27 protein-coding genes are annotated in these 23,984 nt (G+C 67.8%); 7 read left to right on the top strand and 20 right to left on the bottom strand.

Going from position 1 to position 23,984, the window contains the following annotated elements; translation table 11 throughout:
- Nucleotides 1–47: 47 nt before the first annotated feature.
- The 5 genes from proC to A5658_RS19715 are packed head-to-tail and all read right to left on the bottom strand — an operon-like array spanning nt 48 to nt 4,620.
- Nucleotides 48–923: a pyrroline-5-carboxylate reductase gene (gene proC, locus A5658_RS19735; protein ID WP_197503169.1), complete on the bottom strand. Its 876-nt coding sequence runs from the start codon at nt 921–923 to the stop codon at nt 48–50.
- Between the two features lie 37 nt (nt 924–960).
- The gene (locus A5658_RS19730) at nt 961–1,776 is read right to left on the bottom strand and encodes a thioesterase family protein (protein WP_067339131.1); all 816 of its coding nucleotides are present in this window, start codon (nt 1,774–1,776) and stop codon (nt 961–963) included.
- A gap of 22 nt (nt 1,777–1,798) precedes the next feature.
- Complete coding sequence (locus A5658_RS19725) at nt 1,799–2,638, bottom strand: sugar phosphate isomerase/epimerase (protein ID WP_067339129.1); 840 nt, start codon at nt 2,636–2,638, stop codon at nt 1,799–1,801.
- Nucleotides 2,639–2,656: 18 nt separating this feature from the next.
- Nucleotides 2,657–3,622 carry a hypothetical protein gene (locus A5658_RS19720; protein ID WP_067339126.1) on the bottom strand — a complete coding sequence of 322 codons (966 nt, stop codon included), beginning with the start codon at nt 3,620–3,622 and terminating at the stop codon, nt 2,657–2,659.
- Entirely contained in the window at nt 3,619–4,620 is a 1,002-nt protein-coding gene (locus A5658_RS19715) for a Ppx/GppA phosphatase family protein (RefSeq protein WP_067339124.1), read from the bottom strand. The genes A5658_RS19720 and A5658_RS19715 overlap by 4 nt, the downstream gene beginning before the upstream one ends.
- Nucleotides 4,621–4,676: 56 nt before the next feature.
- Here A5658_RS19715 and A5658_RS19710 point away from each other — a divergent pair, with 56 nt between their 5' ends.
- A complete protein-coding gene (locus tag A5658_RS19710; protein ID WP_067339121.1) occupies nt 4,677–5,462 on the top strand; it encodes a hypothetical protein in 786 nt (261 codons plus the stop codon).
- Between the two features lie 16 nt (nt 5,463–5,478).
- Here A5658_RS19710 and regX read toward each other — a convergent pair whose 3' ends face one another.
- The 6 genes from regX to A5658_RS19680 all read right to left on the bottom strand — a co-directional run bounded on the left by regX (nt 5,479) and on the right by A5658_RS19680 (nt 11,534).
- Complete coding sequence (gene regX / locus A5658_RS19705; protein WP_067339119.1) at nt 5,479–6,162, bottom strand: two-component sensory transduction protein RegX; 684 nt, start codon at nt 6,160–6,162, stop codon at nt 5,479–5,481.
- Between the two features lie 19 nt (nt 6,163–6,181).
- Nucleotides 6,182–7,420: a cell wall metabolism sensor histidine kinase WalK gene (locus A5658_RS19700; protein ID WP_067339116.1), complete on the bottom strand. Its 1,239-nt coding sequence runs from the start codon at nt 7,418–7,420 to the stop codon at nt 6,182–6,184.
- A gap of 130 nt (nt 7,421–7,550) precedes the next feature.
- Complete coding sequence (locus A5658_RS19695) at nt 7,551–8,303, bottom strand: phosphoglyceromutase (protein ID WP_067339114.1); 753 nt, start codon at nt 8,301–8,303, stop codon at nt 7,551–7,553.
- A 56-nt stretch (nt 8,304–8,359) separates the two neighbouring features.
- Nucleotides 8,360–8,899: a YbjN domain-containing protein gene (locus A5658_RS19690; RefSeq protein WP_067339184.1), complete on the bottom strand. Its 540-nt coding sequence runs from the start codon at nt 8,897–8,899 to the stop codon at nt 8,360–8,362.
- A complete protein-coding gene (mshA, locus tag A5658_RS19685) occupies nt 8,896–10,212 on the bottom strand; it encodes a D-inositol-3-phosphate glycosyltransferase (RefSeq protein ID WP_156751557.1) in 1,317 nt (438 codons plus the stop codon). The genes A5658_RS19690 and mshA overlap by 4 nt, the downstream gene beginning before the upstream one ends.
- Before the next feature lie 35 nt (nt 10,213–10,247).
- Nucleotides 10,248–11,534, bottom strand: coding sequence for an ROK family protein (locus tag A5658_RS19680; protein ID WP_067339112.1), 1,287 nt, complete (start codon nt 11,532–11,534; stop codon nt 10,248–10,250).
- A 195-nt stretch (nt 11,535–11,729) separates the two neighbouring features.
- Between A5658_RS19680 and A5658_RS19675 the strand changes: the two genes are divergently transcribed.
- Entirely contained in the window at nt 11,730–12,518 is a 789-nt protein-coding gene (locus A5658_RS19675) for an SDR family oxidoreductase (protein ID WP_067339109.1), read from the top strand.
- Here the strand turns inward: A5658_RS19675 and A5658_RS19670 are convergent.
- The gene (locus A5658_RS19670; RefSeq protein ID WP_067339107.1) at nt 12,493–13,812 is read right to left on the bottom strand and encodes an Ig-like domain-containing protein; all 1,320 of its coding nucleotides are present in this window, start codon (nt 13,810–13,812) and stop codon (nt 12,493–12,495) included. The genes A5658_RS19675 and A5658_RS19670 overlap by 26 nt on opposite strands.
- Nucleotides 13,813–13,859: 47 nt before the next feature.
- The gene (locus A5658_RS19665) at nt 13,860–14,993 is read right to left on the bottom strand and encodes a UDP-N-acetylmuramate dehydrogenase (RefSeq protein WP_082993301.1); all 1,134 of its coding nucleotides are present in this window, start codon (nt 14,991–14,993) and stop codon (nt 13,860–13,862) included.
- Between A5658_RS19665 and A5658_RS19660 the strand changes: the two genes are divergently transcribed.
- Entirely contained in the window at nt 14,974–15,480 is a 507-nt protein-coding gene (locus tag A5658_RS19660) for a DUF2505 domain-containing protein (protein ID WP_067339102.1), read from the top strand. The two genes, A5658_RS19665 and A5658_RS19660, sit on opposite strands and share 20 nt — an antisense overlap.
- A 3-nt stretch (nt 15,481–15,483) precedes the next feature.
- Here A5658_RS19660 and A5658_RS19655 read toward each other — a convergent pair whose 3' ends face one another.
- The gene (locus A5658_RS19655) at nt 15,484–15,918 is read right to left on the bottom strand and encodes an SRPBCC family protein (RefSeq protein ID WP_067339180.1); all 435 of its coding nucleotides are present in this window, start codon (nt 15,916–15,918) and stop codon (nt 15,484–15,486) included.
- A 115-nt stretch (nt 15,919–16,033) separates the two neighbouring features.
- Between A5658_RS19655 and A5658_RS19650 the strand changes: the two genes are divergently transcribed.
- The 3 genes from A5658_RS19650 to A5658_RS19640 are packed head-to-tail and all read left to right on the top strand — an operon-like array spanning nt 16,034 to nt 18,955.
- Nucleotides 16,034–16,858 carry a carbon-nitrogen hydrolase family protein gene (locus A5658_RS19650; protein ID WP_067339100.1) on the top strand — a complete coding sequence of 275 codons (825 nt, stop codon included), beginning with the start codon at nt 16,034–16,036 and terminating at the stop codon, nt 16,856–16,858.
- Nucleotides 16,855–17,814, top strand: coding sequence for a DUF2993 domain-containing protein (locus A5658_RS19645; RefSeq protein WP_067339098.1), 960 nt, complete (start codon nt 16,855–16,857; stop codon nt 17,812–17,814). The genes A5658_RS19650 and A5658_RS19645 overlap by 4 nt, the downstream gene beginning before the upstream one ends.
- Nucleotides 17,807–18,955, top strand: coding sequence for a DUF2993 domain-containing protein (locus A5658_RS19640; RefSeq protein ID WP_082993300.1), 1,149 nt, complete (start codon nt 17,807–17,809; stop codon nt 18,953–18,955). Before A5658_RS19645 ends, A5658_RS19640 begins: the two co-directional genes overlap by 8 nt.
- A gap of 54 nt (nt 18,956–19,009) precedes the next feature.
- Here the strand turns inward: A5658_RS19640 and deoC are convergent, their stop codons facing one another.
- From deoC to A5658_RS19610, 6 genes are all read right to left on the bottom strand, one after another.
- On the bottom strand, nt 19,010–19,675 hold the full coding sequence (gene deoC / locus A5658_RS19635) for a deoxyribose-phosphate aldolase (protein WP_067339096.1): 666 nt from the start codon (nt 19,673–19,675) through the stop codon (nt 19,010–19,012).
- Nucleotides 19,675–20,100 (bottom strand): DUF2599 domain-containing protein, encoded by a 426-nt coding sequence (locus A5658_RS19630; RefSeq protein ID WP_067339093.1) that lies wholly within the window; start codon nt 20,098–20,100, stop codon nt 19,675–19,677. The genes deoC and A5658_RS19630 overlap by 1 nt, the downstream gene beginning before the upstream one ends.
- Before the next feature lie 4 nt (nt 20,101–20,104).
- Entirely contained in the window at nt 20,105–20,332 is a 228-nt protein-coding gene (locus A5658_RS19625) for a DUF2516 family protein (protein ID WP_067339177.1), read from the bottom strand.
- Nucleotides 20,333–20,461: 129 nt separating this feature from the next.
- Entirely contained in the window at nt 20,462–21,070 is a 609-nt protein-coding gene (locus tag A5658_RS19620) for a heparin-binding hemagglutinin (protein ID WP_067339091.1), read from the bottom strand.
- 59 nt (nt 21,071–21,129) lie between these two features.
- On the bottom strand, nt 21,130–21,522 hold the full coding sequence (locus tag A5658_RS19615) for a helix-turn-helix domain-containing protein (RefSeq protein WP_067339087.1): 393 nt from the start codon (nt 21,520–21,522) through the stop codon (nt 21,130–21,132).
- A 117-nt stretch (nt 21,523–21,639) separates the two neighbouring features.
- The gene (locus A5658_RS19610) at nt 21,640–22,977 is read right to left on the bottom strand and encodes a DUF445 domain-containing protein (RefSeq protein WP_156751562.1); all 1,338 of its coding nucleotides are present in this window, start codon (nt 22,975–22,977) and stop codon (nt 21,640–21,642) included.
- Between the two features lie 231 nt (nt 22,978–23,208).
- On the opposite strand from A5658_RS19610, the gene A5658_RS19605 reads away from it, so the two are divergent.
- Nucleotides 23,209–23,910, top strand: coding sequence for a TetR/AcrR family transcriptional regulator (locus tag A5658_RS19605; RefSeq protein WP_067339085.1), 702 nt, complete (start codon nt 23,209–23,211; stop codon nt 23,908–23,910).
- The last annotated feature ends 74 nt before the right edge of the window (nt 23,911–23,984 follow it).

Here is a 23,984-nt window from a genome sequence, read left to right as displayed (position 1 = left end):
GTGTGGTTATTGCGACGGGTGGTGGCAAATAAATAAAATTCTATAAATTACTCAGATGTAATTCTTAGCTGCTCAGAGCGTGTTTTTGCGGCCCGCACCGCCGCGTCGACGGCCGCCCGCAAACCGCCTTTTTCCAATTCCCGCAGCGCAGCGGCGGTGGTGCCGCCCGGCGAGGTAACAACGGCTCGTAGCCGCGCCGCCGTGGTGTCCAATGACAGGTCACGTCGCGCGTCGGGACCCGTTCCCCGGTCCTGCTCCATGCGGTCCAGCAACAGCGCCGCCGAACCGGCAATCGTCTGGGCAACCAGCTCGGTAGAGACGGCCCGGCTGAGCCCCGCGCCGACACCAGCGTCCACCAACGCCTCGATCAACAAGAAGAAGTACGCCGGACCCGAGCCAGAGACCGCCGTGACGGCGTCCATGTGCTCCTCTGAGACCGTCAGCACCGCTCCTACCGAGTCGAACAGCGCGGCGACCTCCTTGAGCTGCTCAGGGGTCGCAAAGCGGCCCGCAGCCATGGCGCTGATCCCGGCGCCGACCAGCGCCGGCGCGTTGGGCATCACCCGCACCACGGGCGTCCCGGCCAGCAGCTTCGACTCCAGGTAGGTCGTCGTGACCCCGGCCGCGACCGTGATGAACACCTGATCCGGGCTGTCATGCGCAGCGTCCGCGGCGACCTTGCCGATCTCGCCGATCACCGAGGCCACATCGGACGGCTTGACGGCGATGATGACGAACGTCGCGTTCTCCACCGCATCGGGCAGCGAGGTCACCAGCACGCCGTAGGTGTCGGCCAGGTAGCGGGCGCGATCGGGCATCCGCTCGGCCACGACCAGGTCCTTGACCTGCCGTCCGGCCCGAAGCAAGCCCGACAGCAGGGCTTCGCCCATGCTTCCCCCACCGACGAGAGCGATTCTGGCCATGTCGCTCAGCATGGCAGACTCGGCCGACTTTCGGTGGCTAGGGCGCGGGGACCATCGCCAGCTGGCGGCTCTGCACGATGATGCGGCCCGTTGAGTCGACAACGGTGTGGTCTTCGTCGAACCAATCCTGCCCGATCTGCACACAGGTGCAGACCACCCGCAGCCAGCCGTCGGCCGGCAGGCCCCGCAGGTAGGCGGTCAGCTGCACGGTGGGCGCCCAGCCGGTGCGGTCGACGGCGAAGCTCACCGGCGCCGAGATGTCGCCGCACATCAACGCGAACAACACGTCGGGGGCCACGTCGCGGGGGCGCACCCAGTTCTGAATCACCGGCGGCCGGCCGTCGTTCGACAGGCCCAGGGTCGAGGTCAGCGTCCGGACCTCGCAGCCCTCGGCGAGGTTCACCAGGCCCGACAGCCGGTGCCCGGGCGCGATCTCCTGCACATCGTCGGGTGGTTCGGGATCCATCAGACCCACCACCGGATTGGCCGACAGCAGCGGCGCCACCAGGTGCTCCGGCTCCCCAAGCGTCACCACGGCGTGCACCGCCGCGCGCTCACCCTGGACCAGCTCGACGTCGACCACGCTGATCCGGCGGCCACGCTTGCGCATCGAGGTGATCAGCCGCATCGGGCCGGGGTCGGGCGCGGAAAGGAAGCTGGCCGAAATCGCAACCGGCTCAACGGGTCCGCCGTGGGCGGTGCGAGCGGCGTTGGCGCACAACGCAACCATCGCCCCGCCGTGCACCTTGGGCCCGATGGTCCAGATCTTGTTCAGCTCGCCGTCGTAGACGCTGTGGACGCCGTCGGACTCGATCTCGCGAAGCTCCATCGCCTCAGTGAATAACGCGGTCAACTTATCCGAATTCCCTTGTCTGTCAACGCAATAGGTGCGTGCGCGCGAATTGCAGCGACTCTGTCAACATGGCCTCGCGCTCGTGCACCGAGCGCGCCGACGAGGTGGACACCTCCAGCACGACGTGGCCGGCGAAGTCGCCGGCGGCCAGCATCTGACACACCTCGACCACGGGCTGGTTACCGTGGCCCGGCGCCAGGTGCTCGTCGGCGGGCAGGCCGGTGCCGTCGCACAGGTGCAGGTGCACCAGGCCCTCCCCCATCCGCTCGGCCATGTCGATCGCGTCGGTGCCCGCCGTCGCCGAGTGCGACAGGTCCAGCGTGTAGTGCGCGTGGTTGCCGTCCAGCGGGTCGTAGGACGGCGCGAACGCCGAGATACCTGGCCCGGGCCCGCCGCCGCGACGGCGCATCCGCTCCATGCTCTGGCCCGGGAAGAACCGGTCGGTGCGGAACGGGAACATGTTCTCCACGGCCACCAGCACGTCGCTGGACGCCTCCAGCTCGGCGACCTGCTCGCTGAATCCTTCGACGTAGCGGCGCTGCCAGCGAAACGGCGGATGCACGACGACGGTCTGAGCGCCGAGCTTTTCGGCGGCCTGCACGCTGCGGTCCAGCTTGGCAATCGGGTTGGCACCCCACACCCGCTGCGAGATGAGCAGGCACGGCGCATGCACCGACAGCACCGGCATCCGGTATTTCCGCGAGAGTTTCGCCACGGCGCCGATGTCCTGGCTGACCGACTCGCCCCACACCATCAGCTCGACGCCGTCGTAGCCGAGGTTGGCCGCGAATTCGAAAGCGGCCTCGGTCTTCATCGGGTAGACCGAGGCCGTCGACAGACCGACCTTGATTGCGGGGCGCACGTGGACTGGAGTTGCGGCTTAGCCGGATTGCAACAACGCCAGGGGCCCCAGCGTGACCAGTGCCCCCACCGCCACCGCGATCAGCGTGCTGCCGATGTCTTCGGTCTTGCGCACCACCCGCACGCCGAGGACCAAGCCGAGGATGACGAGTATCGCGAGGACAAGCGCGACGATATTGTTCCAGCGCCACAGCTGATCGAAAGCGATGAACAGGCCCGCACCGAATCCGACGGCCACCAGCGACTGCAGCACGACCATTCCGCCGAAACGCATGCTCTCGGACCGCGACCAGGTGTACGGCTCGTCGAGCTCGCCGTCGTCGGGATAGTCCTCCTCGGCGACCTCGTCGATGTCGTGATACCCAGCGCCGGAACGTGATTCGACGTCACCCTTGCCGGTCGACGACCGTAGATACGAGCGCACGTAGGCGGAGTCTTCGATGGCAGGCTCGGCGTCGCGCACATCTGTGTCCATCACGTCCACCGACATGCCCGCGTAGTCCTCGAACGGGTCGGGGATCATGTCTTCGGCGCCGGTCCGATCCGGTGAGTTGTCCTCGCGCGGGTCAGGCCGGACGTTGTTGCGCAGTGGACGGGGGTAGGAGCTTCGTTGGGGCCGCTGCTCGCGCGCTGCGGCCGCCTCACGCGGACGGGGCGGGGCGGAGGCCGGCCAGCGTGGCTCGGGCTCGGACCAGAACTTCTCGGCCGGCGGCTCGTCGGCGGGCGCCTCGACGATCTCCTCGTCGGCGCGGAGCCGTCCGTTGGCGCGATGCGCGTGCGATTCCGGCGCGGGGTGGTCGTCGCCGGCCGGATCGGTCTCGTCGTTGATGACGGGGATCTCGCCGGTCAGTTCGGCGACGGTCACCGCGTCGGAGTTGCCACGACGGCGACGACGGCGGGCGGGTGCTGGGGCGCCGTGCGTGCCGTTCTTGGCCAGCAGCTCGGCCACCGAGATGGGTCGGGTGGTGTCGCGGGGACCGGTCATTTTTTGCCACCATTCCGATTGGCTCGCTGACTACCAGCATCTCGCACAGACGTTTCTACGAGGGCGGTTCCGTCAGCTTCGCTGTCGAGTTTGCGCAAAATGAGACCCTCTCGCAGCGCCCACGGGCAAATGTCCACCGTTTCTATCGACAGCGCTCGCATACTCGCTTCTGCGACCAGAGCTCCCGCCACGATTTGCGGCGCTCGCTCGGCGCTCACCCCTTCCAGTTCTGCACGGTCAGCGGTCGTCATCCTAGAGATGAAAGATATGAGTTGTCTGAGGCCATTGGCCGTTAGCGTCCTCTTCACGCGCGGCCCCGCAGCCGACGGCGCGGCGCCGGTGAGCCGGGCCAGCGAACGAAATGTCTTCGACGTTGCCACGGCCAGGTCGGGGCTGCCGGCGTCCAGCATCTTGGCGGCTGCGTCGGCCAGCTCGGAGTCCAGCCAGTCCCGCAGCATGCCGACACGGCGACGGCCGGGCGGATCGTCGGCGAGCCACTCGCGGGTCAGTCGGCCGGCGCCCAGCGGCAGCGACATCGCGACCTCGGGCTCTTCGTCGACGCCGTTGGACAGCTCCAGCGAGCCGCCACCGATGTCGAGGTTGATGATCCGGCCAGCACTCCAGCCGTACCAGCGGCGGACCGCGAGAAACGTCAACCGCGACTCGTCGACACCGCGCAGCACCTGCAGCTCCACGCCGGTCTCCTTGCGAACCCGGGAGAGCAGGTCGTCGGAGTTCTTGGCGTCGCGCACCGCCGACGTGGCGAACGCCATCAACTCGGCGCACCCGGAGCTGTCGGCGATCTTCTCGAACTCCTCGATCGTCTCGATCAGCTTGTCGGCGCCCTTGCGAGTGATCTTGCCGGAGTTGTCGATTGACTCGGCCAGCCTCAGGGTGGCCTTGGTTGAACTCATCGGCGTCGGATGTCCGCCGCGGCGGGCATCCACCACGAGCAGGTTGACCGTGTTGCTACCCACGTCGAGAACACCTAATCGCACGAGACACAACCTTACGGGTGAGCAGCCTGGCCAAGGATTGGTCTACCGTTAAAACTGTGGCAAGTGCGCACCCCGAACACCCCGGTGAAGTCGAGTTGGACTTCGCCCGCGAGTGGGTCGAGTTCTACGACCCGGACAACCCCGAACACCTGATCGCCGCCGACCTGACGTGGCTGCTGTCGCGGTGGACGTGCGTGTTCGGCACCCCCGCCTGTCAGGGCACGGTCGAGAACCGTCCCGATGACGGCTGCTGCTCGCACGGCGCGTTCCTGTCCGACGACGACGATCGGGCCCGCCTCGACGACGCCGTATCCAAGCTCACCGACGACGACTGGCAGTTCCGCGACAAGGGCCTGGGCCGCAAGGGCTACCTCGAGCTCGACGAGCACGAGGGCGAAGAGCAGTTCCGCACCCGTAAATACAAGGGCGCCTGCATCTTTTTGAACCGCCCAGATTTCCCCGGTGGCATGGGCTGCGCGCTGCACACCAAGGCGATCAAGCTGGGTGTGCAACCGCTGACAATGAAGCCGGATGTGTGCTGGCAGTTGCCAATTCGCCGCAGTCAGGAATGGGTGACCCGCCCGGACGGCACCGAAATTCTCAAGACCTGGGTCACCGAGTACGACCGCCGCGGTTGGGGCGCGGGCGGCGCCGACCTGCACTGGTACTGCACGGGCGACCCGGCCGCCCACGTCGGCGCCGAGCCGGTGTGGGTCAGCCTAGGTCCCGAACTCACCGAGCTGCTCGGCGAGAAGGCCTACGCCGAGCTTGCCGCAATGTGCAAGCGGCGCAGCGGGTTAGGGCTCATCGCTGTGCACCCCGCCACGCGGGCCGCCGAATAGCGACCCGCCCGCTACCTCAGCCTTCGAGCTTGTAGCCCAGCCCGCGCACCGTCACCAGGTGGATCGGGTTGGCCGGGTCGGACTCGATCTTCGAGCGCAGCCGCTTGACGTGAACGTCGAGGGTCTTGGTGTCACCGACGTAGTCGGCACCCCACACCCGGTCGATCAACTGTCCACGGGTCAGCACCCGGCCGCTGTTGCGCATCAGGTACTCGAGCAGGTCGAATTCCTTGAGCGGCAAGGTGATTGCCTCGCCGTTGACCGAGACGACGTGACGCTCGACGTCCATCCGCACCGGGCCGGATTCCAGCACACCGTCGGTGACTTCGGAGTCGTCGTCGCCACCGCGGCGCAACACCGCCCGGATCCGCGCGATCAGCTCGCGTGCCGAATACGGCTTGGTGACATAGTCATCCGCGCCCAGCTCGAGCCCGACGACCTTGTCGATCTCGCTGTCGCGAGCCGTCACCATGATCACCGGCACGCTGGAACGCGACCGCAATTGCTTGCACACGTCGGTGCCCGACATGCCCGGCAACATCAAGTCGAGCAGCACGATGTCGGCGCCGGCCCGATCGAACTCGGCCAATGCCGTCTGGCCGTCGGTCACCACGGTGGCCTCGAAGCCTTCCTTGCGGAGCAGGAACGCCAGCGGATCCGCCAGCGATTCTTCGTCCTCCACGATCAGGACACTTGTCATCAGCGCTGTTCCTCAATGGTCATCGGTGTAGTTCTTCCTCTCGTTGGGGCTCCCGTTGGGGCTTTATGGGGCGCGGTTCGCGCTCGGGTGACAGATCTTCGGGTTCCAGCTCGCCGGCATACGCGGGGATCGACAGCGTGAACGTCGACCCGGTGCCCAGCTGGCTCCACAGACCGATGCTGCCGCCGTGGTTGGCGGCGACGTGCTTGACGATGGCCAGCCCGAGTCCGGTGCCGCCGGTGGCTCGCGAGCGGGCCTTGTCGGCGCGGAAGAACCGCTCGAAGACGCGCTCCTGGTCTTTGCGGTCGATGCCGATCCCGCGATCGGTGACGGCGATTTCGATGTTGTCGCCGCGGCGGCGCCGGCTGATCGACACCAGCGAACCGCGGGGCGAGTAGGCGATCGCATTCGACACGAGATTGGCCAGCGCGGTGACCAGCAGGGCCTGCTCGCCGTGCATCCGCAGGCCGCTGGCGTTATCGGTGCGCACGACGATGTCGGCGTTGTCGGCGGACACCTTGTGGCGCGAAATCGCTTCCGAGACCACCTCGTCGACCTCGACGGGGCCCATCTCCGGCATCGCCTCGGCGCCTTGAAGCCGCGACAACTCGATCAGCTCGCTGACCATGCTGCCCAGCCGGGTGGCCTCGACGAGCACCTTCTCGCCGAACCGCCGCACGGTTTCGGGGTCGTCGGCAGAGGACAGCAGCGCCTCGGCCAGCACCGACATCGCGCCAACCGGCGTCTTGAGTTCATGGCTGACGTTGGCCACGAAGTCGCGGCGGGTCGCCTCCATGCGGGCGTATTCGGAGTGGTCGTAGACGAAGACCACCGCGAACCGGCGATCTTGCTCGCTGAGCAGCCGCGCCTGGCCATGCACCGACAGGCCCGAGCGACCCGGCACTTGCCGCTTGCCCGGCAGCAGGTCGAATTCGACGTCGGCGCCGTCGGCCAGTGTCTTGCGGGCCGCGTTCCAGGCCTCGTCGTCGAGCTGCCGCTCGCGGACCAGGCCGAGCTCTTTGGCCCGGTCGTTGTGGTAGACAACGTCGCGGTGCCGGTCGACGACGGCGGCGCCCAGGGGCATCAGCGCGACGATGCGTTGCAGCATCTGCGCGACGGTGATTCCAGCGGCTTCGACGGCCACGCGTTGCCGTCGGTCGATCGCCCGCGGCGCCCAACGCGCGCCGACGGTGATTCCGACGGCCAGGGCCGCGGAGAACAAGACCCCGGCCAGTGACAGGGCCGAGAACACGGTCACGTGAAAAGCTTACGATTCCGGTGAACGCCAACCCAGCAGCACAAGGCCAAAATCGGTCATGTCACATGCCGCGAGACAGGTGTTCGGTGCCCGTTTACCCGACGTTTGCCCAGTTGCTGCGATCGGGGGGTTATTTCGCCCCTTGGCTGGCCACCGCGGCCGCGCCGGCCGCCGCCGCCTCCGGGTCGAGGTAGCTGCCGCCCGCGACCACCGGACGCATATCCGAGTTCAAGTCATAGCGCAGCGGAATTCCGGTCGGAATGTTCAAACCGGTGATTTCGTCGTCGGACATGCCGTCCAGGTACTTCACCAGCGCGCGCAGCGAATTGCCGTGCGCGGCGATCAGCACCGTTTTACCGACCCGCAGGTCAGGCACGATGACGTCGGTGAAGTAGGGCAAGAATCGGGCCACCACGTCGGCCAGGCATTCGGTGAGCGGGCCACCGCCGATGTCGACGTAACGCGGGTCGGCGTCCTGGCTGTATTCGCTGCCCTTCTCGATGGGCGGCGGCGGGGTGTCGTAGCTGCGGCGCCACGTCATGAACTGCTCGTCGCCGTAGCGTTCCTTGATCTCGGACTTGTCCAGACCCTGCAGCGCCCCGTAATGCCGCTCGTTGAGCCGCCAGGTGCGGTGGACCGGTATCCACAGCCGGTCGGCGGTATCCAGCGCCAGATGCGCGGTGGTGATCGCGCGACGCAGCAGCGACGTGTAAAGCACGTCGGGCAGCAGGTCATGTTCGGCCAGCAGTTCGCCGCCGCGGACCGCCTCGCGGCGGCCCTTGTCGGTCAGGTTGACGTCCACCCAGCCGGTGAACTGGTTACTCGCGTTCCATTCGCTTTCGCCGTGGCGGAGCAGAACCAGCGTCGCAGCAGCGTCTCCCATGCGGGGAAGTATTTCACGACCTCCCGAAAGGTCGCCGAGCGTAACGCGGTGGCCACCTAGTCCTCGTCGTCGTCGATGAGATGGGCGAACGCCTCGAGGTTCTTCAGCGATTCGCCGCGCGACACCCGCCACTCCCATTCCTTCTGGATCGACGAGCGAAAACCCAACTCCAGCAACGTATTAAAGTCGGTGTCCACCGCTTCGAGCACCTGTCCGAGTACCCGGTCGATTTCGGCGGCGTCCACCGATGCCAGCGCCATCCGGCCGACCAGATAGATGTCGCCGACGTTGTCGAGGGTGTAGGCGACGCCGTACAACCGACGGTTGCGCTTGAGCAGGAACTTGTAGACACCCTCGTGGTTCTCATCGGGCTTGCGGCAGACGAACGCCTCGACGCGCACCGAATGCTCGCCGATACTCAGGATGGTGTTGGTCTTGAGCCGCCGCTCGCCGGGCAGCTCGACGACCAGCCCGGGCAGCCCGCCGTGGGCGCCCTCGTGGCGGGTGTAGGTCAGCTGGTTGGTGTCGAGGGTGTCTTCGATCACCTGCTGGACATGGGTGATCGGTGTGCCGCCGTCGCTGTCGGCTGATGTCATGCCCACGCCTTGCGCCGCGTCGGCCGTCGTCCGGCCTGCGCAGGCCGCCGCGTCGACGGGAGCCCGCGAACGGCACGGCGGGCGGTGAAGTCGCCGATCGCGCGGCGGTAGCTGGCCAGCAGCGCGTTGACGGTGTTCTCCCACGAAAAGTCGGCCGCATGCTCAACGGCGGCCTGGCCCAACGCTTCTGGGCCGAGCTTCAACGTGTCGTCGATCGCGCGGGCCCAGCGGTCGGCGTCGTGCCCGGCCACCAGCGTGCCGGTCACCCCGTCGCGCACCGCGACCGGCAACCCGCCGACAGCGGCCGCGGCCACCGGTGTGCCGCAGGCCTGCGCCTCGAGGGCGACCAGCCCGAAGGATTCCGAGTAGCTCGGCACGGCCACCAGGTCGACCGCCCGGAAGAGGGTGGCGAGGTTGTCCCGCGACTGCGGGGGCAGGAACGTCACCCGGTCGGAGATACCCAGGTCGGCCGCGAGCCGAACGAGGCCGTCGGGAACGGCCAGCCCGCTGCCCGACGGTCCACCGGCGATCAGCACGTGCACCCGGGGCAGCTTGGCCGCCGCGCGCAGCAGCACGTCGGGCCCCTTCAGCGGCTGGATGCGACCGACGAACGCGACCACATTCTGGTCGGTCGGCAGCCGGAGCTCGGCGCGAGCCGCCCGCCGATCACCGGGACGGAACACCTCCACGTCGACCCCGGGATGCGCGATGTCGATGCGGGCGGGATCGGCATGATGCAGCGAAACCAGTTGCGCCGCTTCGTCATCGGTGTTGGCGATCAGCCGGTCGGCCTCGTCGACCACCTGCTGCTCGCCGACAGTGCGCAGCGGCGGCTCGGGGGTGTCACCCTCGGCCAGCGCGGCGTTCTTCACCGCGGCCAGGGTGTGGGCGGTGTGCACCAGCGGCACCGCCCACCGGTCGCGGGCCAGCCAGCCGACCTGACCGGACAGCCAATAGTGCGAATGCACGATGTCGTAGTAGCCGGGCTCGTGGGCGGCCTCGGCCCGCAGCACACCGGCCGCGAACGCGCACAGCTGCGTCGGCAGGTCGTATTTGTCCAGACCTTCGAACGGCCCGGCCACGACGTTGCGCACCAGCACGCCCGGTGCCACCCGCGCGACCGGCGGATCGGTGGACGCGGTGGCCCGGGTGAAGATCTCGACCTCCACGCCACGACGGGCCAGGTGTAGCGCGCTCTGCAGCACGTAGACGTTCATCCCGCCGGCATCCCCGACACCGGGCTGCGCCAGCGGTGAGGTGTGCACGGCCAGCACTGCGACGCGACGCGGATTGGTCAGATCAGAAGGGCCCACGCCGCCATCTTTGCAGCACCGGCTTCAGTCGCAGGTCAGGCGGGTGTCTCGACGTCGACCTCGTAGGCGGGCACTGGCGGCGCGGCGCGGCGCATGGCACCCAGCGGGTCGGCGTACAAGCCGGCGAGCGACACGATGCCGGCCCCCGATTCCTGGACCCGGTTTCCGAAGGCGGTCATCCGAATGTCGCGCGCGGGCAGCACCAGCCGGGCCCGGTAGGCCTCCTCCACCCGCTTCATGCCCTCGGGGTATTCGGTGAACGCCTGCCCGCCGACCACCAGGTCGTCGGGGTTGAGCAAATCACGCAGCAGCGCAACCGATTCGCCGAGCACGCGGGCCCGCTCGCCGAGTAGCTCTTGGGCCTGCTGATTGCCGCCGCGGGCGGCCTTGAGGACGTCGGTCACCGAGCCGTTCTGGGCGGGCAGGATCCGCAGCCGGCGCGCGGCGGCCACCACGGCCTCGTCACTGACGGTGGATTCCAAAAGCCCTGAGCCGCCCAGCAATTCGGAGTGCGCGGGCAGGTTGGTGATCGTGCCCGGTCCGCTGGCCGGGCTGTGCACCCGGCCATCGATCATCAGCGCGTAACCGACGGTTTCGCGGGCGTAGACGTAGAGGCTGGTCGAGGAGTTCGGCCCGAACCGGCGCATGCCGAGCAGCAGCTCGGCGGCGGCCATCGCGTCGACGTGCGAGGCCACCGAGACCGGTAGCTCCAACGCCTCGGCAAGCACCGGACCGACCGGTGCATCCCGCCAGCCCAGCCGGGCGTGGTCGACGTGGCCGCTGGCCGCGTCGACCGTGCCACCGATCGCGACACCGACCCACAGCGCCCGCCGCCGGTGCCAGCGACGCAGGTAACGCTTGGCGCCGTCGGCCAGCGCAGCCAGAGCCGGACCCTGCGCGGTGCGGGGCGTCGGGGTCTCGACGGCGTCGAGCGTGCGGCCGAACAGGTCGGTGGCCACGATGCTGGTGGTCCGGGCACCGACGTGGATGCCCAGCGTCAGGAACGGCTCGTGGTTGACCTCGACGGGCACCCGGGGACGCCCGATCGCGCCGGAAACGGCCAGGTCGGCGCGTTCCCGCAGGATTCCTGCGTCCAGAAGGGCGATGACCTGGCGGTTTACCGTCGCGATCGACAGCGAGGTGACCTGGGCGATGACGTCACGGCCGATCGGGCCGCGCAGCCGCACGGCCCGGAAGACCGACGACGCGGCGGCGTCGGACAGCTGGAGCGAGGGCGCCACCACGCGATGACGGCTGGGGCCTCGACGGCGAGCGGCCGCGAGGGGGTTGTGCTGATGAGAAGTGAAAGACGTTGTGCGCATTTGCGATTCCTTGTCCGAGGTCCGATGGCGGTCTGGGAGCCGCACACCGTCGCGAGCGCTTTAGCGCGTCAGCTCAGGAGCGGCTGGTTGCGCGGCAACAACACGCGCAGCCCGCGCAACAACACGCGGGCAGACAGCCGAACAAGGTGCTCGAGTACACAGAAGGAATTTAGCACGGTTACTAGAGTCGTCCAGATGAGTTCCCAAGATCCGCGTTCGACGCCATCCCACCACCGGCACGACGGGCAACGCGTCGCGGTCGTCACCGGCGCCAGCGCCGGCATCGGCGAGGCGACCGCGAGAACCCTTGCAGCTCAAGGCTTTCACGTCGTCGCGGTGGCCCGGCGGGCCGACCGGATCAACGCGCTGGCCGCCGAGATCGGCGGCACGGCCGTTGTGGCCGACGTCACTGACGGAGCGGCCGTCGATGCGCTGGCCGCCCAACTGGACCGGGTCGACGTACTGATCAACAACGCCGGGGGCGCCAAGGGCCTGGCGCCGGTAGCCGACGCCGATCTCGAGCATTGGCGCTGGATGTGGGAGACCAATGTGCTGGGCACGCTGCGGGTCACCCGCGCGTTGCTGCCCAAGCTGATCGACTCCGGCGACGGCCTGATCGTCACCATCACCTCGATCGCCGCATTGGAGCTCTACGACAACGGCGCGGGCTACACCTCGGCCAAACACGCCCAGGGGGCGCTGCACCGCACCCTGCGTGGCGAGCTACTCGGAAAACCGGTGCGGCTCACCGAGATTGCGCCCGGAGCCGTCGAGACGGAGTTCTCGCTGGTGCGATTCGACGGCGACCAGGAACGCGCCGACGCCGTCTACCGAGGGATCACGCCGTTGACGGCCGGCGACGTCGCCGAGGTGATCGGCTTCGTGGCGTCGCGGCCGTCGCACGTCGACCTCGATCAGATCGTCATCCGGCCGCGTGATCAGGCGCCGGGCAGCCGGTTTAACCGCCGGGCCCCGCAGGACTAGTCGTCGTGGTCGGGGTGCCCGACAGCGTCGGTGCATCATGCGGCGTTGCCGGCGCGCTGCGCGGAATCGACACCGGCGCGGGCTTGGCGCCGCTCGGGGGCGGCAGGGCCGACATGCCCACCCAGGTGTCCCAGCTGACCGCCCAGTCCCAGATGTCGCCGTCGGCGTACGACAGCTCGATCGTGCTGCCGGTTACCTCGACCGGGTCCCCGTAGATCGCGCTGGCGAAGTACTGCTCGGCGTCGGACGTCGACAGGTTGATGCAGCCGTTGGTCACATTGCTGTTGCCCTGCGCGCCGGCGCTGCTCGGGTTGGCGTGGATGAACTCGCCGTTGTTGGAGATCCGCACCGCCCAGCGTTCGTGGATGTGGTTGTAGCCGGCGGCCGGGTTGGACATGTAGAAGTCGGCGTATTTCTCGCTGACCACGTGGATGCCGTTGCGGGTGATGTTGCGCGCCTTGTCGGCCTGGCCGTAGCTGCAGGGGAAGTCCATGATCACGCCTTCGTCGCGGACCACCTGGATGCGGTGCGACGAGACTTCGGCCTTCACCACCTGGCGGCGGCCGATGTCGATTTTCAGGCTCATGTCCTGCTTGCCGTAGGCGCCGTCGCCGAAGGCCAGCCCGTAGAGCTTGGCGTCGACGTTGACCTTGGTGCCCGCCGGGTAGTACTCGCGGGTGCGGTAGTGCACGCGGGCCCCGCCGACCTCGTCGGGCAGCCACGCCCAGCTGCCCTCGACGGGCGGCTCCGTGGTCACTTTCAGCGCCCGCTCGACCGCGGCTTTGTCGGCGATCGGCGCGTCGAACTGGATGATGATCGGCGCGGCGACACCGACGGTCTGGCCGTCGGCGAGCTGGAATCCGCCGTCGATCACCTTGGTGGGCGCGATCGTGGTGATCTCGCCCTTCACCGGCAGCGGCTTGCCGTCGTGACCGACCGCCGTCCCAGTCCAGGTATAGGTCCCGTCGTAGCCCAGCGGCTCGATGATCGTGTAGATGGTCCGGTCGCGGTTGAGGGTGCCGGCGACGACCTTGCCGTCCGCGTTGGTCAGCGCGACGTGCTGGAACCAACCGTCGCGCACTTCGACGCTGATCGGCGCCGTCGGCAGCACCTTGGTGGTCTTGTCGGCCGGCCGGAACGTCAGCGCCGCCTGCGCCGGAGGCTTGGCCTTCTCGGCCTGCTTGGACGACCCGCCCGCGCAGGCCGCCAGCACGCCGGGCGCGAACACGCCGACCGCCAAAGTCGTCAGGGCCCGGCGCCGGGTGACCGGCGAGATGCCACGCTCTGAGTCCACGACATCAAGATACCGGCGGAATCGACACCCCTCATTCCGCGCGCGTCTTACAAAGTGCAGCCGACCAGCACCGGCTCGGGGATCAGTGTGATGCCAAACACATCCCGGACCCCGTCGCGCACGGTCCGGGCCAGCGCGAGCACGTCGTCGGCGCTCGCCCCGCCCCGGTTGGTCAACGCCAGCGCGTGCTTGGTCGACAGCCGGCAGGGCGCGCCGTCGACATCCGGGTAGCCCTTGCCGAAGCCGGCCTGCTCAACCAGCCAGCCCGCGGCGAGTTTGAAGCCGTCCGGCGCTGGATAGCTCGGCACCCGACGATCGGTCCGGCTGGCCAGCTCTTGGTAAACCTGCTGTGCGACAACGGGATTGGTGAAGAACGACCCGACGCTCCAGGTGTCGTGGTCGGCCTCGTCGAGCACCATGCCCTTGCCGGCCCGCAGCCCCAGCACGGCCCGGCGGACCGCGGCGGGCTCGGCGCGCTCACCGACCTCGGCATCCAGCGCGCTGACCAACTCGCCGTAGCGCAGGGGGGCGCTGCGGCCCGTCGCGTCCAACGCGAACTCCACCTCGAGAACTGTCGCCGCGTCGGAGCGCTTGAGCACGCTCGTCCGGTACCCGAACCCGAGGTCGTCGGCGGGCGTCCAGCGCACCTCGCCGCTGCGGCGGTCCAGCAACCGAACCCGAGTGATGCTGTCGGCAACCTCGACGCCGTACGCGCCGACGTTCTGCACCGGGGTGGCTCCCGCCGAGCCGGGTATCCCCGACAGGCATTCCAGCCCACCCAGCCCGGCGTCGATCGCCGCGACCACCACGTCGTCCCAGACCGCCCCCGCCTCGGCGCGCAAGATGTTCCCGTCGACGCGAATACCGTTGGTGGCCAACCTAATCACGGTCAGGTCGGTCAGCGTGTCGGCGATCACCACGTTCGAGCCCCCGGCCAACACCAACAGCGAGCCAGCGCCGGCACCGTCGAGATGACGCAGGGTGGCGACCACCTGGTCGGTGCTGGTGCAGGTGATGAGTCGCGACGCGGCCGGGCCGACTCGCAGCGTGGTCAGCGGCGCCAGGGGCACGTCCTCCTCGACGCGCGCACCGGCGAAAACCGTTCCCACGGTGCCCCCTTCAAACCCGGTTACCTGGTTGTTGACGGTAGCCTGACCTGCTATGCCGCGTTCGTTCGACATGTCTACCGACTACGCGGAATCCGTCGAAGCGGTTCTCCGGGCGTTCGGCGACGAGCAGTACTGGCTGGCCCGGCTGGCCGACTCGGGCGTCGACGATTCCACGGTCGATTCCATGGAGGTCGACGACGGCGTCATCGACGTCGTCACCACCCAGGTGTTGCGGGCGGATCGGATGCCCGCCCTGGTCACCCAGTTCCACCGCGGCGATCTGCGCATCCGGCGCGAGGAGCGTTGGGAGCCGATCGTCGACGGGTCCGCGACCGCGACCGTCACCGGCTCGGTCCTGGATTCACCGGCCTCGCTGACCGGTACCGCGGTGCTCGAGCCACTGGCCGACGGCGGCGCGAGGCTGCAATTCCGGGCCACCGTCGAGGTGAAAATCCCGCTGGTCGGCGGCAAGCTGGAGAACTTCATCGGCGGCCAGTTGGTCGAGCTGCTGATCCGCGAGCAGCGTTTCACCACGACCTGGATCAGCGAAACCGCCTGACGCTCAGCTATTTCGCTCGGCCACGGCGATCCCGCCCTTGAACAGGTCGCCGATCACCTTCTTCATCACCGGCTTCAGCAACCAGTCCAGACCCGGGATCGTCGGCGTGGAGCGTAGGTGCCACTCGGCCTCGGTGCCGGTGCCCGCTTCACGCAGTGTCACCGTGCCGACGTGATCGCGCACCGGCGCGCCGGACACCATCTTGTACGCGAAGCGTGTCGGCCGCTCGTACTCGATGATCTCCTCGACGAACGGGGGTCCGAGCGCCTCGATCCGCCTGACCGCGCCGACCCCGTTGGGCGCGGGGACGCCCTCGCGGTCCAGCGTGCTGCGACGCGCCATCGACACGTAGTCCGCGATCCCGCGGTGGTTGGTGAGGGCGTCGAACACCTTCTCGATCGGCGCCGTCGTCGTCTGCCTCAGCGTGAACTCGATCATGTGAGGATTCAAGCATCCGGCCACCGCCATCTCGCCCCGAGCGTCGACTTATCGGGCGAAATCATGCCTTTTGGCCCAACAACTCGACGCTCGTGGAGCATCTAGGCTGGCAATCATGCGCATCGCGGTGGCACAGCTCCTCAGCGGCACCGACCCGGCCGCCAACCTGCAGATCGTGCGCGACTACGCCGGGCGGGCCGCCGAGGCCGGCGCGTCGCTGGTGGTCTTCCCCGAAGCGACGATGTGCCGGTTCGGGGTCCCGCTGGCCCCGATCGCCGAGCCGGTCGACGGGCCGTGGGCCGACGGAGCGCGCCGGATCGCTGCCGACGCGGGCGTCACCGTGGTGGTGGGCATGTTCACTCCCGCCGACCACGGGCGGGTCCACAACACGCTGCTAGCGGTAGGTCCTGAGGGTTCCGGCGTGGACGCGCACTACGACAAGATCCACCTGTACGACGCGTTCGGGTTCACCGAGTCGGCCACGGTCGCGCCGGGGCGCGAGCCGGTGACGATCACCGTGGACGGGGTCGGGGTGGGGCTGACGACCTGCTATGACCTCCGCTTCCCCGAACTGTTCACCACGCTGGCCGACCGCGGCGCACAGGTGATCGTGGTCAGCGCGTCGTGGGCCGCCGGACCGGGAAAACTCGAGCAGTGGAGTTTGCTGGCCCGCGCCCGCGCATTGGACTCCACCAGCTACATCATCGCGGCCGGGCAGGCCGACCCCGGCGAACCGCTGGCCTCCAGCGCGCCGACCGGAGTCGGCGGCAGCGCGGTGGTGTCGCCGTTCGGCGCGGTGGTGGCTTCCGCCGGCGGCGAGCCGGAACTGCTCGTCACCGACTTGGACCTCGAGCAGGTGACCAAGGCCCGCGAGACGATCGCAGTGCTTCGCAACTACACAGCGTTTGCTCATGGTGATAAGGCAGAATCGCGCAGGTGACGAATCCTCAGGGGCCCCCACAGCAGGACCCGTCTTCGCCGTGGGCTCGCCCGGGCGACCAGAATTCGCCCACCGAGCAGGCGCCGCAGGCCGAATACTCCTATCAGCCGCCCACTCCGCCGTCGTACCCGCCACCGGTCCAGGAATATCCCACCACCACGGCTTATGAGCAACCGCCGGCGCAGGACGCCACCGAGCCCGTGAAAGCCAAGCGCCGCTTTGCCTTCCGCGGCGATCCGGTGTCGATCATCCTGGTTCTGGTCATCGTCACGGCCCTGGGCATCGCCGCTCTGGTCGGCGGTGAGCTGTATGCCCGCCATCGGGCCAACAACGTCGTGGCCTCGGCGACCCAGTGCGTGGTCCAGGACGGCGCCACCGCATCCTTCGGGCCGAGCCCATTCCTGCTGCAGCACATCATGGGCCACTACAAGGACATCACCATCCACACCGCCGGCCACAACATCAAGAACGCCAAAGGCATGAAGGCCGACATCGAGATCGATGACGTCGACCTGCACGGCAACGCCGACTCCAAGGGCACCATCGGCAAGCTGAACGCCACCATCACCTGGACGTCGGACGGCATCCAGGAGACCATCCAGGACTCGCTCCCGTTCATCGGCGGCCTGGTCAACAACGTCACCACCAACCCCAGTGCGGGCACCATCGAGCTCACCGGGGCGATGGGCCTGGGTGGTGTCACCGTCAAGCCGCAGGTCACCGATGGCCAGCTCACGCTGCAGGTCTACAAGGTCAACGCACTCGGCGTCCTCATCCCGCACGAGACGGCGCAGACCGCGCTGAACACGTTCACCGCGGCGCTGCTCAAGCAGTACCCGCTCGGCATCAAGGCGGACAGCGTGCAAGTGACCAATGACGGTGTGCAAGCACACTTCTCGACGCAGAACGCGTCGATACCGGCGGCCCAAAACGACCCCTGCTTCGCGCATGTCTAACCCGCCAGGCCCCCCGAGCAACGACCCGCAGCGCGGTCGTCCATCCGGGCCACCCAACCGCGGCTTCCCGCCGCGCCGCGTACCGCCACCGCCGTCGGAATCGCCGACCCGGCACATCCCGCAGCCCGGCCGCCCACCGCAGCCGTCGGCGCGAGACGTGCCGCGGCCGCAGCAGCCCGGGCGCCCGCCGGGCCGTCCGCCGCAGCAACCGGCGCCGCCGCCGAATCGAGCACCGCAGCAACCGGCTCCGCCGCAACCCGGGTTGCCACCCAACCCGCGGCCGCAGCAGCCCGGGCCGCCGCCGCCCGCGCACGAGAACCTCACCACCCGGATTTCGATACCGACGCCTCCGCCGGGGGCCGCACAACCCGCCGACGACTCAGGCGGACGCGGTTTCTTCGCCAACCGGACGTCGTTGCTGTTGATCCTGCTGATCGTCGCGCTGGTGGTGATCGCGATTCCGATCGGCGGCGAGCTCTACGCCCGCCATGTCGCGAGCACCAAGGTGGCCAACGCGGTGCAGTGCGAGGTGCAGGACACCGCCAAGGTGTCGTTCTCGCCGACCCCACCGGTGTTGTGGCAGTACCTGTCCAAGGACTACAGCGACATCTCCGTGCAGACCGGCGGCAACCAGGTACGCCAGGCCAAAGGCATGAAGGTGAGCCTGGACATCCGCAACATCAAATTGAGCCCGACCAACAACTCTGCGGGCACGATCGGGTCGATCAACGGCACCATCACTTGGTCGTCCGACGGCATCAAACAGTCGATCCAGGACGCCATCCCGGTGCTGGGCAAGTTTGTCACCGGGCAGGTCACCACCAACCCCAGTGACGGCACCGTCACGCTCAAAGGCCTGCTGAACAGCGCCGTCGTCAAGCCGCAGATCGTCAACAACGGGCTGTCGCTGCAAGTGGTCAGCTTGAGCGCGCTGGGCTCCAACATGTCGACCGGCGACGTCCAAAAGAATCTCGACGACCTCACCTCGAAGGCGACCCAGAACTATCCGCTGGGCATCCACGCCGACAGCGTGAAGGTCACCGGCGACGGCGTCGAAGCCACGTTCTCCACTCAAAACGCAACGATCCCGACGTCGTCATCGCAGTCCCAATCGGGTCAGGACTGCTTCAGCGCGATCTAGCCCAGCCCGTCGACGATGCAGAGCGCGGAGCGCGATGAGGAGGAGGCGGGCAATCTAACCCAGCTCGTCGAGCACGGCGCGGGTGCCGGACAACCCCAACCGGGTGGCGCCCGCGTCGAGCATCGCCAGGGCGGCCTCCGCGGTGCGGATGCCGCCGCTGGCTTTGACTCCCAGCCGGCCGCCGACGGTCTCGGCCATCAGCGCGACGGCGGCCGGTGATGCGCCGCCGGCCGGATGGAAACCCGTTGACGTCTTGACGAACTCGGCCCCGGCGTCCTCCGCGGCACGGCAGACCGCCACCAGCGTCTGCTCGTCGGCAAGTGTCAACAGGGCGGCCGATTCGACGATGACCTTGAGCACCGCGGTGGGCACGGCCGCGCGCACTGCGGCGATCTCCGACCGGACGGCGTCGATGTCTCCGGCAATCGCGGCGCCGACGTCGATCACCATGTCAACTTCGCTGGCGCCGAACGCCACCGCCAGCGTCGCCTCTCCCGCTTTCATCTCGGGCATGTGCTTGCCTGACGGAAATCCGGCGACCGTGGCGACCGGGATCCCGGCAGACACGGCATGCGGAACCATCGACGGCGAGACGCAGACGGCGTAAACACCAAGCGCCGCAGCCTCTTCCGCGACGGCGACAACGTCGGCGGCGGTGGCCTCCGGCTTGAGCAGCGTGTGGTCGACGAGCGCGGCGACTTGTTCCCGGGTCCGGGTCATCAGAACGACTCTCGCGGACCGCCGGGATTGCAGCCGGTGGCGACCATCGTCGCCGCATCGGCCACGGGTCGCCACGGCTCCAGATTCCAGCTCGTCTTGCCGGGCTCGACGGTCTCGGCGAAATCCCAGTGGCAGCGGAACTGGTCGCGCATCCCGGGGGTGTCGGCTTGCGGCGTCAGCCCCACCACCTCGGCCCAGGCCTCGTCGGCCTCCGGGCTCGGCGACCCGAGCTGCTTGGCGGCCGCGCGACCCGACGCCGTCGGATAGACACGCAGGCTGGGCAAACCACTCCACTGCGCCCACTGCACGTGATCGACGAACGGCGGCGCATAGGAGGGGGCGCTCACCGGACCAGGGTCGGCGGACGCCGGAGCGGCCGCGCTGAGCGCGCCCATCGTGGCCACCGCGAGAACGCAGACTCGCATACCGCTATCGCGACTTACCCTGAATCTCAAGGAGTTTGGGCCGCACGTCGACCCAGTACACGCCGGCGGCGCAGGCCGCGCCGACCGCGCCCATCACGTTGAGGAGGTAGGCGAGCGGCAAGGCGACGCCCAGGATCACCAGCCACACGGGCTTGGTCAGCTTGTCGGCGGCTGTGTAGGCATCGGGTCGCTGCATCGCCGCGTGCACGAACGCGTAGAGCGTCATCAGCATTACGCCGATTTGCAGGTAGAAAACGACGATATTCACCAAGTCCACCCACTAAGCGTAAGCGGGCGCCGCCAGAAACGTCGACTCCGAGTCACCCTTGCGGGCGACTCGGAGTCGAGTGGTGAGGCGAAATTACTTCTGGGTGACCTTCTTGGCCGGAGCCTTCTTGGCCGGAGCCTTCTTGGCGGGCGCCTTCTTGGCCGGAGCCTTCTTGGCGACGGCCTTCTGCGCCTTCTTGGCGGTGGCGTCGGTCTTCTTAGGCAGCTCGATGCCGACCAGCTTGGCGGCACGCTCGCCGACTGCGCGGGTCTGCGACGCAACGGTGCCCAGCGCTTCCTGGGTCAGCTCGACCGCTTGGTCGACGTAGCCCTGGGCATTCGCCGAGGCGTCGTCCAGACCGGACTGGCTGCGCAGGCGCTCCAGCGCGGCCTCGCCGCGCTCGACCAGCTCGTTGTAGCGCGAGGTCGCGGCCTCGACGTAGCCCTCGGCGGCGCTACGCAGCTCCTCAGCGGTGAAACGGTCGCGCAGGTCGCGCAGCTGCTCGGGCAGTTCCTCCTGCAGCTTGGTCAGGCGAGCACGGCTCTCCTCGACCCGGCTGCGGGTGTCGGTGCGGGTCTCCTCGGCGCGGTCACGCAGCTCGGCGAGCAGGTCGTTGACCGTGGCCAGGGCCAAGTCGGCGGCGCCCAGCGCGGCAAGCAGCGGGGCCTTCAGGTCATCAATCGACGGGTTGTTCTCTGCCATTGGTGTTTCCTTTCGTCGTTCAAGTTCGTGCGTCAGGGATTGGGTCTGGGTCACCCGGTCTATGCAGAGGTGTTCTCCTCCCGGGCGGCCTCGTTCTGCTGAACGAAGGACGTGTACATGTCCAGCAGGACCTGCTTCTGTCCTTCGGTGATCGTCGCGTCGGCAACGATGGCGTCGCGGACTTCACTCCTCGGGCCGGGTTCGAGCATTCCGGCCTGCACGTAGAGCACCTCGGCGGAGACTCGCAACGCCTTCGCGAGCTGGTTGAGCACGCCGGCCGAAGGTTTGCGCAATCCACGCTCGATCTGGCTGAGATATGGATTGCTGACGCCGGCCTTTTCCGCCAGCTGCCGCACCGAGACCTGCGCCGCCTCACGCTGCGCTTTGATGAAGCTGCCGATGTCCGACGCGGCGGTTGTCACCACAGCAGCAAGGTTTTCTTCCTGCGGCATTGACGATTCCCCCAGTCCTTAACTCGGCCTTGTAGGTGCGAACGCGGCCCACGGTAGCTAACGGGTGCTAGCTTTTGCAAGCACTGTTAGCAGGCCGAAGAACTTTTGCAAGCACTCTCAGAAGAGGAACTGGGCGATCGCGTAGATGACCAGCCCGGCCAGCGAGCCCACCACCGTCCCATTTATCCGGATAAACTGCAGGTCACGGCCCACATGCAATTCGATGCGCCGGCTGGCCTCTTCGGCATCCCAGCGTTCGATGGTGTCAGTAATAATCGCTGTGATCTCGACCCCATATTGGGCCACCAAATGCTCGGCGGCCCGCACGATCCAGTTATCGACCTTGTCGCGTAATTCCGCGTCATCGCGTAGCGATTCCCCGATTCGAACCACCGCGTGGGCAATTCGGGTGCGCAACGCGCTGGACGGGTCGTCGACGCCCTCGAGCACCAGCCGCTTGACGGTTTTCCAGGCCGTTCCGGCGGCATTGGTCACCTCTTCGCGCGACATCAACTGCTCTTTGACCGCCTCGGCGCGGGCGATCGTGGCGTCGTCGTGCTGCAGGTCGTCGGCGAACTCGAACAAGAATCGGGTCGCCGAGCGGCGCAATTCGTGTTCCGGATTGCGGCGCACCTTGTCGGTGAAATCCATCAGCTCGCGGTGAATGCGATCACCGACGAGATGGTCGATGAACCGCGGCGACCAGGTCGGCGAATCGCGCTCGATCACCCGCTGGATCACCTCGCCGGCATTTAGCGACCACTGGAACGCGCGGTCCGCGAGCAGCTGGATCAACGCCTCCTGCCGGTGCTCGGCCAGCAGTGTGGCCAGCACCCGGCCCACCGGCGGCCCCCACTGCGGCTCGGCGATGCGCCGCACGATCATCCGGTCGATGACGTGCTGGACGTCCTCGTCGCGCAGCAGCTCCACCAACACCCGCAGTACGGTGGCCGATTCGGCGGCGACCCGCTCGGCGTGCGACTGTTCCGAGAGCCACTTGCCCAGCCGACTCGGGACTTGCGCGTCACGGATCTTGGTGCCGACGACCTCCGGCGACAGGAAGTTCTCCCGCACGAAGGTGCCCAGGCCCTCACCGAGCTGGTCCTTCTTGCGCTTGATGATCGCGGTGTGCGGGATCGGGATGCCCAGCGGATGCTTGAACAGCGCGGTCACCGCGAACCAGTCCGCGAGCGCGCCGACCATCCCGGCTTCGCCGGCGGCTCCCACGTAGCCGATCCACGCGGCTGTCATGCCGCTGGCCTGTGCCCACCGGCAACCCAGGAACACCGCGGTCGCACCGAACAGGAAGCTCAGCGCGACGACCTTCATCCGGCGCAGGGCGCGCTGCCGCTCCGCATCGGCTTGCGGGTCGGCTCCGGCAAACGACTCGGCGAACGACGCCGGTCTGGTCTCTTCGCCGAGCGGCAGCGGTGCCACGTCCGCGCGCGCCGGCAGGCGCTGCGGATCGGCTCGGTGCTTGGGTCCCGCCGCGGGTTTCCCGTTCAGTCCGACTGCCACTCCCCCATCATCCGCTATCGACCTCGATGCTCGGGGAACGATGTGCACTGATTTTGCCCGGTAACTGTTACCGGCTCCAGACTCGACGCCGTTGTATGTGGTCCAGACAGGAAATCGTCAGAGATAAGGCTTACTATGTAAAAGATTGACTGGATAGGAACCGGCATAGTGGCAAAGCAACTCCCGGCCGGGACGGTAAAGACCGATGGCCGGAAGCGACGTTGGCACCAGCACAAGGTGGAACGCCGCAACGAGCTGATCGACGGGACGATCGAGGCTATCCGTCGGCGTGGCCAATACGTCAGCATGGACGAGATCGCCGGTGAGATCGGTGTCTCGAAGACCGTCCTCTACCGGTATTTCGTCGACAAGAACGACCTGACGACCGCGGTGATGATGCGGTTCACGCAGACCACCCTGATCCCGAACATGGCCAAGGCGTTGTCGTCGAACCTGGACGGTTTCGAGCTCACCCGGGAGATCATCCACGTCTACGTCGAGACGGTGGCCTCGGAGCCCGAGCCGTATCGTTTCGTGATGGCCAACAACTCGGCCGGCAAGAACAAGGTCGTCGCCGATTCCGAGCGGATCATCGCCCGCATGCTCGCGGTGATGCTGCGCCGCCGCATGCGGGCCGCGGGCATGGATCTCGGCGGCGTGGAGCCGTGGGCGTATCACATCGTCGGCGGCGTCCAGTTGGCCACGCACTCGTGGCTGCTGGATCCGCGGATCAGCTCCGACGAGCTGGTCGACTACCTGACGATGCTGAGCTGGAGCGCGCTGTGCGGGATCGTCGAGGTCGGCGGCTCGCTGGAGAAGTTCCGCGGCCAGCCGCATGCCTCGCCGATTGTGCCGCCTCTGACCGATTAGCGGACTAGGTTGCGGCGTATGACGCGCGCCGCGACGATGCAGAGCAGAACGATGAGGTGGGGGCACCTCCCGCT

Source organism: Mycobacterium sp. 1245111.1 (assembly GCF_001673405.1).
Classification (GTDB): Bacteria; Actinomycetota; Actinomycetes; order Mycobacteriales; family Mycobacteriaceae; genus Mycobacterium.
This window is presented reverse-complemented; position numbering and strand designations above follow the sequence as displayed.

What these genes read in the sequence shown, in the direction of transcription:
- A5658_RS19690 (WP_067339184.1), bottom strand. Translation starts at nt 8,899, where the DNA reads ATGACATCAGCCGACAGCGACGGCGGCACACCGATCACCCATGTCCAG.
- A5658_RS19660 (WP_067339102.1), top strand. Translation starts at nt 14,974, where the DNA reads ATGCCGCGTTCGTTCGACATGTCTACCGACTACGCGGAATCCGTCGAA.
- proC (WP_197503169.1), bottom strand. Translation starts at nt 923, where the DNA reads ATGGCCAGAATCGCTCTCGTCGGTGGGGGAAGCATGGGCGAAGCCCTG.
- A5658_RS19640 (WP_082993300.1), top strand. Translation starts at nt 17,807, where the DNA reads ATGTCTAACCCGCCAGGCCCCCCGAGCAACGACCCGCAGCGCGGTCGT.
- A5658_RS19665 (WP_082993301.1), bottom strand. Translation starts at nt 14,993, where the DNA reads ATGTCGAACGAACGCGGCATAGCAGGTCAGGCTACCGTCAACAACCAG.
- A5658_RS19720 (WP_067339126.1), bottom strand. Translation starts at nt 3,622, where the DNA reads ATGACCGGTCCCCGCGACACCACCCGACCCATCTCGGTGGCCGAGCTG.
- regX (WP_067339119.1), bottom strand. Translation starts at nt 6,162, where the DNA reads ATGACAAGTGTCCTGATCGTGGAGGACGAAGAATCGCTGGCGGATCCG.
- A5658_RS19630 (WP_067339093.1), bottom strand. Translation starts at nt 20,100, where the DNA reads ATGCGAGTCTGCGTTCTCGCGGTGGCCACGATGGGCGCGCTCAGCGCG.
- A5658_RS19615 (WP_067339087.1), bottom strand. Translation starts at nt 21,522, where the DNA reads ATGCCGCAGGAAGAAAACCTTGCTGCTGTGGTGACAACCGCCGCGTCG.
- A5658_RS19655 (WP_067339180.1), bottom strand. Translation starts at nt 15,918, where the DNA reads ATGATCGAGTTCACGCTGAGGCAGACGACGACGGCGCCGATCGAGAAG.
- A5658_RS19680 (WP_067339112.1), bottom strand. Translation starts at nt 11,534, where the DNA reads ATGCGCACAACGTCTTTCACTTCTCATCAGCACAACCCCCTCGCGGCC.
- A5658_RS19625 (WP_067339177.1), bottom strand. Translation starts at nt 20,332, where the DNA reads ATGCTGATGACGCTCTACGCGTTCGTGCACGCGGCGATGCAGCGACCC.
- A5658_RS19695 (WP_067339114.1), bottom strand. Translation starts at nt 8,303, where the DNA reads ATGGGAGACGCTGCTGCGACGCTGGTTCTGCTCCGCCACGGCGAAAGC.
- A5658_RS19620 (WP_067339091.1), bottom strand. Translation starts at nt 21,070, where the DNA reads ATGGCAGAGAACAACCCGTCGATTGATGACCTGAAGGCCCCGCTGCTT.
- A5658_RS19675 (WP_067339109.1), top strand. Translation starts at nt 11,730, where the DNA reads ATGAGTTCCCAAGATCCGCGTTCGACGCCATCCCACCACCGGCACGAC.
- A5658_RS19650 (WP_067339100.1), top strand. Translation starts at nt 16,034, where the DNA reads ATGCGCATCGCGGTGGCACAGCTCCTCAGCGGCACCGACCCGGCCGCC.
- deoC (WP_067339096.1), bottom strand. Translation starts at nt 19,675, where the DNA reads ATGACCCGGACCCGGGAACAAGTCGCCGCGCTCGTCGACCACACGCTG.